Raw genomic sequence first — 12,013 nt, 5'->3', positions numbered from 1 at the left:
GCGTAAGACTTCTGTTAAAGAAGCAGCATCCCGTGAAGCGTCAACCCCATTCAGCGACCATTCTAAAAAGGTGGCGTGGTGAGGAATCGCCTTCCGTTTTACGGCGGCGAGGATGTCAAGGTGTAAAGTGTTTCTTAATGTTAGATTTTGGGACTATGCCCTCGTGATCGATCACTTTTTCTGCTCACCACAACTACGGGAGCGTCTTCAATGTTGAAGCAATTTTTAGTAATAGCGATCGCTTTCTTGATTGGGTTAACTGGTCAATTAGTCCTCTCTTTACCCGCTACTCGTTTATCCGATCGAGAAATCTCTCAACAATTACAGACTATCCCGGGTTGGCAGTTACGAGATCAACGGATTGAAAAAACTTTTAAATTTAACAATTTTATCGAATCGATCGCTTTTGTTAATCGCTTAGTTACTCCAGCTGAATCCCTAGGCCATCATCCTGATATTACCATCAATTACAATCGCGTTACTCTTTCCCTCACTACCCATGACGTGGGAGGTTTAAGTAACTTAGATTTTGATTTAGCTCAACAAATCGATCGCCTGATTCCCTAGTTTTAAATCAGCTTTAAACCACACATTTATTATCTTGGCGAATATCCCAACTACCATCAACACGGAATAAAAATAAACAGCTTTTATCGGGTGTACCGGCAGCAACTAAAGTAATTCTGCCTAACTGTCCCCAAGAACCTCCTAACCCCCCCTTTGTATCGGCCCAACTAGCGCGATAAATTGTACCTTGATTACCCACAGGTCCACTAACTAGGCGTAGGGTAGAATTATCAGTATCGATGCTAACACCACGAGTGATGGGAGTCCAATCGGTGACATTTTCACATTTGTCCCCTTGTACTTTTGCCACTTTAATCTGTTCGGTTTCACTTGCTGCCATGCACAAAGATAGGGGATGAGAACCTTCTCCTGTGGCTTGATAACGGGTATTTTTCCACTGTTGTGATATTTCAAAGGTGGCGATATTTAAGCGAATCCAAGCCATTAAACGATGATAAGCAGAAAGGGCAATAGTTAAGAGAATTCCTAATAAAATTAGGGTAACTAACATCTCGACTTGAGTTAAGCCAGAGGTGGATTTTTGCCGATTAAAAAGCTGGAAATTGCGAAAAGTATTGGGAGGAAGGTCTAAGATATTCATGAGCCTCATCTTGCCTTTTTATTTTCAATAAATTATGTAATTACAAAGGAGCAACAATTAACTTGCGCTAGGATAATCCACATAATTTCTTGCTGTTATTACGGACAAGATTGATGGCGATTGCTATTTTTTCTGCTCCGGGCAAAAATCAGCTAAATAAAAGCAATTTTCTAATTTTTTGGTCAATTCAGTTTATTTGCTCTGTTTATATAGCCAAATGTCCCGCTAACGAATAAATCCCAGTTGTCGTCTGGCCTCAAATAATCCGATTGCCACACTAACGGAAAGATTTAAACTTCTCACCCCCGGTTCCGCCATGGGAATATAAACCGTGTCATCACATTGATTTAATAAATCTGCCGGAATACCGTCGGTTTCACTGCCAAAAAGTAGCCAATCTCCGCTTTGATAGCTGTATTCCACATAACTGCTGCTGCCGCGCACAGTAAACCCGATCGCCCTTCCGCCGCTCTTTTGTTGATAAGCACAGAAGTCATTAATTGTCAAGTGGTACATAAGTTTTACATAAGGCCAATAATCTAAGCCGGCGCGCTTCAGATAGCGATCGCTAATTTCAAAACCCAAAGGACCAACTAAATGCAATTCTGTCCTCGTTGCGGCGCAAGTACGGGCAATATTCCCCGTATTTGGCGGAATTTGCGGATTGATTAAAACCACTCGTAAAATCGGTTCAGTCATCAGTTATCAGTTATCAGTCATCAGTTATCAGTTGACTGTTTACAGCAAAAAACTCCCCACCTCTCAATTCATAATTCATAATTTATAATTCCCACTTTCCTATTGCTTGTTCCCTTATCTTTATGGGTGAGGACTAACTATACTGCATTCTGCCCCACCCTAGTCAAACTTATTTTAAATTGGCATAACTATCCATACTCAAGGGAACTAAATCGCCATGGATTGTCAAACCTAATAACATTGTTTCATTAGCGGGGATTAGCTTGCCCGTAAGAGCGCAAATCTCATTTTTTCTAGCTGTAGCGTTAAATACTGCCCTTATATCACCAGCACAAAACTGAGGTCGATAATCCCCTGATTTCTGCTGAACGAAATTCCATAAGACATCGCGAATGAGTGCTTGATAACCTTGATTGCCGGAAATCTCTTTCAGCTTGTCTTTGAGGACTCTTTCTAGACGAATGCTAGTGACTTCCATCTCGGTGGTGGTGGTGCGTGTAATTGTCCGCATAATTTTCTTCTCCCAAATACTAAACATATTGGTGTTACAAGTGTAGTATAAGAGAGATACCTTTCACAAGCACAACCGGCGAAACCATCACCTCTGCTGCTCTTTTTATTTTTGTCTTATGCCTATTTTTCTCATTTTTGAACTCTCGAAAATTAATTATGTAACAAGTCCACTGTTAATCCAGTGAGAGTCGAGCATAAACAGCGATCATATTGATCAAATAATAACTATTCTTAATATACCGAAACCCCTAGAAAAAATTGTTATTGTTCCTCAGATTGACAATAAATCTAATTGTCTCCCCTGTAGTTCTTTAAACCTGATATTTTCTTGAGAATCTCTGGATAAATCTAAAGCTTTAATCACTTCTTTTGCCACCGCTTCCACCACGGGAATAGCCACAGAATTACCGAACTGTTTATAAGCTTGGACATCGCTGACAACAATCTGAAAACTATCAGGAAACCCCTGTAATCTTGCCCATTCTCTGGGAGTCATTCTGCGGACAAATAATTTATTTACCTCTCCCTTAATGCGAGTAACAGGAGTAAAATTAGTCAGTCTTTTATCGATAACTAAATTTCTTTCTTTTCCCATACCTCCCACCACAATCGCATTAGCGATACCATCGGGAGAAATAATCTCATACCCAAAACCATTACCTTTATCTTGATGTCTAGCTTTGTGTTTAAATAAAGTTTCTAAATACTGATTAGAGAGATAATATTTAACGCTGACTTCCTTTTCTTCTAGGATATCTTCGAGACAAGTTTCTTGCTGGGTTGGTTGGGGATAGGAAAAATGATAAATATTTAAATCCTCTCGAAACCCGACGATAAAAATTCGGGGACGATTTTGAGGAACCCCAAAATATCTGGCATTTAAAATCTGGGGAGTGGGGACAAAATAATGCAAATCCTTTTCTAATATATCTAAAATAGTTTTTAAAGTTCTACCTCGATCATGATGGACTAATCCCTGGACATTTTCTAAGATAAAAGCTTTCGGTTTCTTTTCGTGTAAGATACGGGCAACTTCAAAAAATAAGGTTCCGCGTGCATCTTCAAAACCATGTTTTCTGCCGGCGATACTAAAAGCTTGACAGGGAAACCCGCCGCACAGTATATCATGATCGGGTACAGTTTTCGCCTCTAATTTTCTGATGTCTTGATTATCGGGTAAATGACCATAGTTAGCCAAGTAAACCTTTTGGGAGTGAGGATCGATTTCCGAAGAAAAAACGCATTGACAACCGAGATTCTCTAGGGCGATTCTAAATCCTCCTATCCCAGCAAATAAATCAATAAAAGTCCACATATTTTATCTATTCTAAGCTTTAGTTTTGATCCCTGAGACGATATTAAACCGGCTATCCTAGATTTTAGTATAAATGCTCGAATCTTTCTCGCCATCTCCCCCGCAACGCGCACGTAGATTTACAAAAATGAGATGCACCCAGAGGCACTGGCATACTACCGACTCGAACAACTGTCAAAATTAAAAGCCAAGTATGGGGTAGAATATCTTGACCCTGAAAGTGAGACGATCGACTTTTGACTAATCCAGTCCTTCCTTCCCGAAGCTGGTCATTGGACAAAGAAACGATCGTTTCCGCGGCCCCTGTTTATGAGGAGTTGACCGACCCCGGTGATTGGGAACAGTTAAAACGGGAACTAGACCAGAATCAAGACCTGATCGTCTCCTCACAAGTCGATACTTCTTTTGCTTCCACCCTCGCTCCTTGGTCCTAGTCGGGTAAAATACTGGGGAAAAGAATTAAAATTTAACCTGGGCAATATTTGAGGACTAAAAAGTAATGACCACAGAATTAGAAACCAAACAAGTTACTCCTACTCGCTGTTTAGTTGGTGCGGCAATTTCGGCAGCACTGGGGACAATTCTCTATTATCTCACGGCAGCGATCGGTCATTCTTTTTACTCAAAACCGATGGTTGCTCACAGTCCGATCGCCTTGAGAATTGGCAGTGCTGTCCGCACTTTAGTTTTTGGTTTAGCTTCTCTAGGAACCTTTATTTTTGCTTTTGTCACCATTGGTTTAATTCTTTTGGCTATCCAATTACTGCTTAAACGCCATCAACAAATATAAATTATGAATTATGAATTGGAAGTGGGGAAGTGGGTAAGTGGGGAGCTTTTCAGTGATCAGTAAACAGTAAACAGTAAACAGTGAACTGATAACTGATAACTGATAACTGATAACTGATAACTGATTAACGGACATTTTGAGCGATAAAATCTTCGATGAGTTGTTCTAAAGCGGCCGAGGAGGCGCGGGTAATCAGAAAACATCTAAACTCTTGGCCTTGACTGAGATATTGGGAATAGGCCGCCTGTAAAAAAGGTTTATAGCCGGGGTTTTTGCGAATATACACCTCAAAAAAGGCCAAAGATAGGGAATGGGCGTAACTATCGATCACATAGGGTGCTGGCAGGGTAAGATCGGCTATGGATTCGATCGCTTCGTTAATTCCCGCGTCTAGTACCGAAAAATCGACGTGAGCTTGACCTTCAATCAGAGCTAAATATTTATTTTCGGTGTTGAGCAGGGGAAAAGAGCGCACCTGTTCAAAAATAGCGGGGGTAGCGGGATCGTAGGTTCCTGCCGCTACAAAAGTGGGAATTTCGATCTTAGCTAGTCCTTTAGCCCCGAAAATACTCCAATTAAACGGATTAACCGCAAAAATCGCTTTGATTCTCCGATCGCGAAAATTGTATTCTTCTCGGGGTAAATCCAAAGCACGACACTGCAGCAAGAGGGAGACATTGAGAAAAGCTAATCTTCTTTGGCAGTCCCGTTGTAAATTCTCGAAATCGATCGTCGCTCCACCCACGGCTAAGGCTGTATAACCGCCGAAGGAATGTCCACCAACTCCCACATTATCTACATCTAATTGCCCCTGAAATTCCCCCGCGTTGCGTCTTTGCAATTCATCGATCACAAAAGATATGTCCAATGGACGATTGACAAATTCGTTGCTATAAAAAACCGTCCGCGATAAACCGGCGAGCAGATTCTGCACCTGTAGGGTATCACTGCCGGGGTGTTGGGGCATGGCGACGAGATAACCGTAACTAGCCAAGTGTTCCGCTTGTCGGACAAAATCTTCAGGACGAGAAGCTAAACCGTGGGAAAAGACAATAACGGGGGTTTTCTGGGTTAATTGCCCCTTGGGTTTGACAATGATTAGATAAAGTTCCCTCTGACGACGGCTATCGGTTAAATCCAGCCGCATTTGTTCTACTTGTTGCGGTCCCGGTTGTCGGGGGTCGGTCATGGCGGTAAAATTAATTTCACCGGCCTTTTTAGCTTCTTCTAAGGATAATTGCGCCACCTTTTCCGTGAATACTGTGGTCGCTTTCAGGACGATATCGATCGCCCTAGCTAATCTTTGCACTCTTGTCACATCAATCTGCATATTAGTGGGCAGATTACGCAGCAGGTTAAGAATAGTTACCCCTCCCGGTTCAAAAGCTGATTTAATTAGGGCAGAACGCAGAGCGAATTTACCATTAATACCCCCTTGAATGGTGATCAGTTCCCCTAAAAGGTTGAGGATATCTTCCCCCATTGTGGTGTTAAAAAAGCGCGAGATCAGGACGGGATTAATTTCTTTACTTGTGGTTAAAGCTTGGCGAAATTCTCTTTGTTGTTCGGGGGTGGTATTACCTAAATATTGTCTTAGATTAGCGTCAATTCTGCCAGTCTCGACAAACTTTTCTAGGGAACTAATTTCTAGGGTACGACTAAAGGGCGGTAAGATAAAAGTGATTCTCTCGGCCGAGAGGACAGGAAAGCTAGACAGTATCGTTCCCAAGCAACCAAGAGCGATCAAGCGACCAATTTTAGCTAATTGCAACAAGTTTTTCGGCTCCTTTTCTTTCTGCGATACTATTCCCTCTGGATTATAACAGTAACCTGACAGTTTTTAACAGTGGTATGAAAATTCCAATCTTGCCGATTTCAAGCTACTTAATACCGGCGGTAGATGGTTTCAGGGCAAAAATGCCAAAGTTGCCACTACTTTCACCCCAAATTCTTCTTCAAAAACAGGTTTTTTATAGTCTAAACTCCACAATTCTAAAGCACAATCATCTTCAGCATTATTAGGAAAAAGATGCAGATGTAGGGTTCTATATTCAGGATCGTACTTACATTCAATCTTTTTAATCGCTCCTATTTGTCGCCGATCTAAAGCCACAGCCAAGCGCAGTATAGCACTTAAATGTCTGACCATATACTGATAGTATTCAGTTAATTTCATAAAATCATCGTGCCTTTTCTTCGGTTTACTTTTGCGGTGATAACGAGCGATATTAGCGATAACTTCTAACTCTATTTCCGTATAGCCCAACAGTTCACCATTGCGAATTAAATAATAGGAATGTTTATGATGGGCAGCATGACTAACATATAAACCACTATTATGCAGTATAGCCGCCGCCCATAACAAATCTTTAGCCTCCTGATTCCAAGAATGTAATTGTGCTTGGGTTTGCTCAAATAAAGACAGGGAAAATGTCGCTATTCTCTCAGCAGATTCTAAATTAACTTGATACTTTTTCGCTATTTTCAAGACACTGCGCTGACGGATTTGACTCTGATAAAGTAACCGATTATAAATTAAACCGTGCGTCAGCATCCAATCGACGATTACCCCTTCTCGCAAGGCTCTTTCACAGAGAACTAACTTATCAACATCTAACATGGTCATCGCTTCCAAAAGCACGATCGAACCAGCTAGAATTATCTCGGCCCGTTTATCGGACATCCCCAGAATTGCCAGTCTTTGGTGATAGTCCAAAGTGGCGAAACGTTTGACCAATTCTTTGACATCTTTGCGGGTTAATTGATAACCATTTAAAGGATTGGGAATTTCCCCCAATTTCTCCAAAGCATGGATAGTCATCAAAGTTTCGATCGTCCCAGAAGTTCCCACTAAACGCGGCACTTCTCCCACCTGTAAATGATGTTTAATTTCCGACCCTGCCCGCTCTAACATTCCCCGGGTGTAGGCTCTTAAATAGGCTAATTCTGTGGTACTAATGGGATCGGTGGTGATCAAATCTTGGCTCAAACGCACAGCCCCGATTTTGGTACTACTAAGAAAGCGAATTTCTTGACTATCAGCTAAGATTAATTCTGTGGAACCACCACCGATATCGATAATAATATGGGCTTGATTTTGGAAATCCATCCCCGAGACGACACCGAGATAAATCCGGCGCGCTTCCTCCTGTCCGGAGATGAGATTTACAGAAATACCGACTTCTTTCTCGATTAAAGCCAAAAATTCGTCGCCGTTGGTCGCTTCCCGGGTGGCGCTAGTGGCAACGGCAATAATCTGATCCGCATGGAGACTAATAGCCAGATCGTGACAGCGTTTTAAAGCGGCGATCGCTCTTTCCATGGCCGCTAGGGTTAATTTACCAGTTTTTCTATCTCGATCGCCCAGACGGACTATATCCTTTTCTCTGGCAATAATCGTAAAAGCGGGTAAAGACGGTTCAATTGCCACTACTACCATGTGAACCGAATTCGTCCCAATATCGATCGCCGCTAGGATTTGGACATCGGAGGCTTTTCTAAGGGGCGCTAGTCCCCGATTGGGTATAACTTGATTAGAAATATTCACCATCGCTTATCAGTGATCAGTTACCAGTCGGGGGATAGGGGTTAGGGAAAAGGGCAAATAACCTTATTTGGCATCGGGATGTAACTCCGCCGCCTCTGACACCCGATCGATCGGGGTTGGTCTTATTATCCCTCTAATTGCCCGCCTCGGAGCCGCAATTTTGGCTTTGTATAGCAGTTATCTTATTCGTCAATATACAATTTTCGCTGCTCTAGGGCCAATTGCCGGAATTCCCCTTCCCCAAATTCTCCCTGCCAAGGACGGCGCTCTCGATCGCACTCGACTAAATAGATATAATCACAATCAACCCCTTCTAAATTGGTATTTTCGGCGATTTTCCAAGCTTCGATACAAGCACCCGTCAAGGTGGCTCCCTGTAAATTTGCTCTCATCACGTTACTATGGGCTAAATTTGCCCCTTCTAGATTAGCGTAGGCTAAATTTGCCTCACTGAAATTTGCCCTAGTCAGGTTGGCATTTTTTAAGTTAACCCCGGAAAGATTTAGTCCGCGAAAATTATAGCCAATATAAGCTTTATTTTCCCCTTGACCAGTAACCAGAAGATTTCTCATCGCAACTTCCTCCAGAATTGTCTTTTCCCAGCGCGCTCGCTCGATGCCCGATACCAGATAAAATCGAGTTCTAGTTAAATCTTTTGCCCTTAAATCAGTGGCTTTTAACTGCGCTCCCGTGAAATCAGCTTCTTGCAGATTTGCCCCGAAAAAATTTGTACCTTTACTGGCTAAAAAAGCAATTGCCATCGATTTCGTGACCGTTGCTCTCGATTCTTCTAGGGATAACCAGGCTAGATAAGCGGTGAATAAAGTAACACAAACCCCAACAATCAAAGCTATAGAAAAAGTTACATTCATCACGGCTATTCTTGCTAATGCTCCTTGAAAAGCTAGTATAATTACTGTTAATAAAGTTAAAATTAAGCTAATAAGAATTGCTAGAATAAAACTTATTGCTTGACCAGAAATCAAGGATAAAACTAAGGGCAATCCCCCAACTCGTTGACGATAAAATATTCCGTAAATTAGAGATAAAATTGTAATTATCACCGCACCAATGATTTTAAATTCGGTTACATCTGTCACCAGCATTAAAGCTAGATAATAACCAGCTAATCCCCACAGAAAGCCGCAGACAGCCGCTATTAACCAAGAAATTAAGATTAATTGTAGCCGACCGCGCTTTAGTAATCCTGCCCTGGCCTCTGTAAATTTAGTTCTCTCTAAAATAGCCCCTTGAAAATTAGTGCCACGGAGATCGGCTTGACTAAAATTAGCCCCCGATAAATTCTTTCCGTGAAAACACTGTCCTTTTAATTTTACTCCTGTAAAATCGCGTTTCCCTTTGGCATATAAATCTAGTACCTCACTTGCTCTCATAGAAATTACAGAGTTCTGTTTTTTGCTTGATTGATTAATGTAATTCATAAGCTGCCCGCGTATTTAAATTGCTTGTTGAGATCAGGCAAGAGGCAACAGGCAAGAGGCAACAGTAAAGGGATTGAGGGAGATTTAGCTAATCTAAGGAGAGGCGGTTAAAATGCGTTTTAGCTTAACAACTATCTATTATCTTTTTAAAATTAGCTTTGGTTATTTTTGTTGTAATTTATTAATTAAAAATAATGATGATAATTTTTAGTATTTCATTTACAGGAATCATACTAAATCCTGTTTAAAAGTTATTCACACTATTAAAAACGGATTTGGTATGATACTAAATCCAGTTATTAAAAACTGATTATTTATTCTCCCCTTTGCCTTTTGCCTCTTGCCTTTTGCCTGTCTGATATGTTACCTATACTCAACGGATTTAGTATGACTGGCAATTTCAGGAAAGATGCTCGCCTCAAATTAACCCAATTATATCCGTCAATTTTAACTGGACAGACCCCTGGGGATGAGGGACTTTTTTAGGGGCAATTCACCGGAAAAACAGCCCCTAAAACTGATTATTGACCCGGACTCGGTGTTTCTATCGGGGACTCCGGGGAGAGGGGAGTCGATTCAACTATTGGCGGTGGGGCCGGAGGTTGGAGAATATTGCGCCAGCCTTGTATTTGCGAGCGAGCCGAACTGTAAGCGGTACTTTCCGGGGATACGGATTCAGCCAGGCGAATAGCTTCCAGATAACGACCATTATTAGCTTGTTCCGTGGCTAAAGACAAAAGCTGATAACTCCAACGTTCCAGCAATTCAGTCCGTTGCACACCCGCATCGGTTTTAGTGGAAATATTGGTAACTAAAGCAATCGCCCGGGTTAAACCTTCTGCGGTTCCCGTCGCCGCTAATTGATTAGCCTGTTGGAGATTTTGACGGGCCCGCAACTCTCGGCGCCAGCGACGGATATTTTGGGAAGCTTCCGCAGAAAGAGCGCGACCGGGGGGAATTTGATTGGCAGTTTCGATCGCCGTGCTATAGTCTTTGAGATTGGCCAAAGCTTGCGCCTGATCTAAAATGGGTTGATCCTCCATGCGTTCAATCCGCCCTTGCCAGTCGCGAATTTCCCCTTGAGCATCTCGGTATAAGGCCCGATTCTTAGCGATTGCCCGCGCCTGAATAATAGCGTTACCCAGGGAATTAATATCGCCGGGGAGAGCGATTTCCCGCGCCCGTTCTAAAATCGGCCGGTCTTCAATCAATTGTATTTGACGATTCCAAGAGCCAATTTCCTGCTGTGCTTGCGACCAGAGGGGATTATTACGGGGAACCTCGCCCGCTTTCGCGATAGCGGCGCTATACTGCTCGATCGTACCTGCTTGTGCTAAATCTCTAGCCTCGGACAGTATTCTTATATCCTGTACCTGTAACTGCCAGCGCTCCCTCATAGCTAGGGCCGTTTGATGGAGAGGTCGAGAAGCGTCGATTTGTTCTAGTCCCAGTATGGCAGCTTCCAATCCCTCCACCGTGCCGGCTTCCGCATCTAAGGCCGCTGCGGACAAGAGGGACCAATCGGTGACATCTTCTTTAATTTTGAGGTCTTTGGGGGTTTGGTTAGCCAAATCCCGGAGAGCTTGCCATTGCTTCCGCTCAATTAATCTTTCGGCGTATTCTTGTAGTTTATCCTCGGTTTTCCCGATTAATTTTTCTGCCTCCTGATAGGCATAACTGCTGGCTTGAATTTTTCTAGCTTCTTCGATGACTTTGAACCAATTGTCGAGACCGCCCCGGGCAAAGAGATTAAAGGCATTATCTAATTTACTGCTATCTTCCCGGGCGACGGTAATTTTAGCGAGCGCTTCATTATATTTAACCGTTGCCCAATATTCGTTATTTAAGTTCAATAAATCCACCGCTAGACGGAAAGATTGATTCCAGTTGGAAGCGCGGAGATTTTCCTCTAGTTTGCTTAATATCTCGTTGCCTTCCGTCCAAGTTCCTTGCCACTTAGCGATTCTTTCTTCAATAATTGCCGCTACTGCCATATTATTGGGGATTTGACGAGCTTTAGCGATTGCTTGCTGTAAATTTCCCGCTTGATAGTCTTTTTCAGCCAAATTCAGTATATCTCGCGCCCATTCTTCCACCTGTTGATTAACTTGCGATCGCAAGGGATGGTCATCGGGCAAAGCTTCCACTAGGGCAATTGCTTCGAGTAGGCCTGCCACGGTGCGACTATCGGCGGAAAGTTGAGCGCAGTAGAGACGCAGGGAGGCAGAAGCGATAGGCCAGAAGATTTTCGGGCAATTGGGCGACTTCTGCATATTTAATAACTGCCAAGTGGCGAGAAAGCCAACACCGCCAAAGACCACGACAAATAAAGCCGCCCAAACTTTCCAAGTGAAACGATGCTGGTATCGGTACCAAAAGAGAAAAAGAAAAGATTTAGTTTTCTCTGGCCAACGAGTCAGGGAGTCAATCGATTCTCGTTTGACTAGATTTTTGGTTAATTCTTTTCCTTTAAACATTCACGACTCCCTGACGGATATTTTTAGATAGATTTTACCTTAATGGCGCTCATTGCCCAACT

11 protein-coding genes are annotated in these 12,013 nt (G+C 42.6%); 3 read left to right on the top strand and 8 right to left on the bottom strand.

The window, feature by feature from the left end:
• Window positions 1–210: 210 nt before the first annotated feature.
• Window positions 211–567 carry a 4a-hydroxytetrahydrobiopterin dehydratase gene (locus BGL89_RS03975; RefSeq protein WP_286824550.1) on the top strand — a complete coding sequence of 119 codons (357 nt, stop codon included), beginning with the start codon at window positions 211–213 and terminating at the stop codon, window positions 565–567.
• A 13-nt stretch (window positions 568–580) separates the two neighbouring features.
• Here BGL89_RS03975 and BGL89_RS03970 read toward each other — a convergent pair whose 3' ends face one another.
• The 4 genes from BGL89_RS03970 to BGL89_RS03955 form a co-directional block, all read right to left on the bottom strand.
• Window positions 581–1,168 (bottom strand): prepilin-type cleavage/methylation domain-containing protein, encoded by a 588-nt coding sequence (locus tag BGL89_RS03970; protein ID WP_286824549.1) that lies wholly within the window; start codon window positions 1,166–1,168, stop codon window positions 581–583.
• A gap of 225 nt (window positions 1,169–1,393) precedes the next feature.
• Complete coding sequence (locus tag BGL89_RS03965) at window positions 1,394–1,867, bottom strand: tRNA (cytidine(34)-2'-O)-methyltransferase (protein ID WP_286824548.1); 474 nt, start codon at window positions 1,865–1,867, stop codon at window positions 1,394–1,396.
• Window positions 1,868–2,036: 169 nt separating this feature from the next.
• Complete coding sequence (locus BGL89_RS03960) at window positions 2,037–2,378, bottom strand: hypothetical protein (protein ID WP_002754608.1); 342 nt, start codon at window positions 2,376–2,378, stop codon at window positions 2,037–2,039.
• A gap of 273 nt (window positions 2,379–2,651) precedes the next feature.
• On the bottom strand, window positions 2,652–3,695 hold the full coding sequence (locus BGL89_RS03955) for a DNA cytosine methyltransferase (protein ID WP_286824547.1): 1,044 nt from the start codon (window positions 3,693–3,695) through the stop codon (window positions 2,652–2,654).
• Between the two features lie 236 nt (window positions 3,696–3,931).
• Here BGL89_RS03955 and BGL89_RS03950 point away from each other — a divergent pair, with 236 nt between their 5' ends.
• Together BGL89_RS03950 and BGL89_RS03945 are read left to right on the top strand one after the other, a co-directional pair.
• Window positions 3,932–4,129 (top strand): hypothetical protein, encoded by a 198-nt coding sequence (locus BGL89_RS03950; RefSeq protein ID WP_286824546.1) that lies wholly within the window; start codon window positions 3,932–3,934, stop codon window positions 4,127–4,129.
• Between the two features lie 65 nt (window positions 4,130–4,194).
• Window positions 4,195–4,485 (top strand): DUF3082 domain-containing protein, encoded by a 291-nt coding sequence (locus BGL89_RS03945; protein ID WP_286824545.1) that lies wholly within the window; start codon window positions 4,195–4,197, stop codon window positions 4,483–4,485.
• A 124-nt stretch (window positions 4,486–4,609) separates the two neighbouring features.
• Here the strand turns inward: BGL89_RS03945 and BGL89_RS03940 are convergent, their stop codons facing one another.
• The 4 genes from BGL89_RS03940 to BGL89_RS03925 form a co-directional block, all read right to left on the bottom strand.
• Window positions 4,610–6,259, bottom strand: a complete 1,650-nt coding sequence (locus BGL89_RS03940; RefSeq protein WP_286824544.1) for an alpha/beta hydrolase — start codon at window positions 6,257–6,259, stop codon at window positions 4,610–4,612.
• 132 nt (window positions 6,260–6,391) lie between these two features.
• A complete protein-coding gene (locus BGL89_RS03935) occupies window positions 6,392–8,035 on the bottom strand; it encodes a Ppx/GppA phosphatase family protein (protein WP_286824543.1) in 1,644 nt (547 codons plus the stop codon).
• A 179-nt stretch (window positions 8,036–8,214) separates the two neighbouring features.
• Window positions 8,215–9,426 (bottom strand): pentapeptide repeat-containing protein, encoded by a 1,212-nt coding sequence (locus BGL89_RS03930; protein WP_286824542.1) that lies wholly within the window; start codon window positions 9,424–9,426, stop codon window positions 8,215–8,217.
• Window positions 9,427–9,995: 569 nt separating this feature from the next.
• Window positions 9,996–11,951, bottom strand: a complete 1,956-nt coding sequence (locus BGL89_RS03925) for a chromosome segregation ATPase (RefSeq protein WP_286824541.1) — start codon at window positions 11,949–11,951, stop codon at window positions 9,996–9,998.
• Window positions 11,952–12,013 lie beyond the last annotated feature (62 nt).

Source organism: Microcystis sp. LSC13-02, from assembly GCA_002282935.1.
Lineage (GTDB): Bacteria > Cyanobacteriota > Cyanobacteriia > Cyanobacteriales > Microcystaceae > Microcystis.
This window is presented reverse-complemented; position numbering and strand designations above follow the sequence as displayed.

Bases quoted from the DNA above. Each gene is read 5' to 3' on its own strand.
- BGL89_RS03975 (WP_286824550.1), top strand. From the start codon at position 211: ATGTTGAAGCAATTTTTAGTAATAGCGATCGCTTTCTTGATTGGGTTA.
- BGL89_RS03970 (WP_286824549.1), bottom strand. From the start codon at position 1,168: ATGAATATCTTAGACCTTCCTCCCAATACTTTTCGCAATTTCCAGCTT.
- BGL89_RS03965 (WP_286824548.1), bottom strand. From the start codon at position 1,867: ATGACTGAACCGATTTTACGAGTGGTTTTAATCAATCCGCAAATTCCG.
- BGL89_RS03960 (WP_002754608.1), bottom strand. From the start codon at position 2,378: ATGCGGACAATTACACGCACCACCACCACCGAGATGGAAGTCACTAGC.
- BGL89_RS03955 (WP_286824547.1), bottom strand. From the start codon at position 3,695: ATGTGGACTTTTATTGATTTATTTGCTGGGATAGGAGGATTTAGAATC.
- BGL89_RS03945 (WP_286824545.1), top strand. From the start codon at position 4,195: ATGACCACAGAATTAGAAACCAAACAAGTTACTCCTACTCGCTGTTTA.
- BGL89_RS03935 (WP_286824543.1), bottom strand. From the start codon at position 8,035: ATGGTGAATATTTCTAATCAAGTTATACCCAATCGGGGACTAGCGCCC.
- BGL89_RS03930 (WP_286824542.1), bottom strand. From the start codon at position 9,426: ATGAGAGCAAGTGAGGTACTAGATTTATATGCCAAAGGGAAACGCGAT.
- BGL89_RS03925 (WP_286824541.1), bottom strand. From the start codon at position 11,951: ATGTTTAAAGGAAAAGAATTAACCAAAAATCTAGTCAAACGAGAATCG.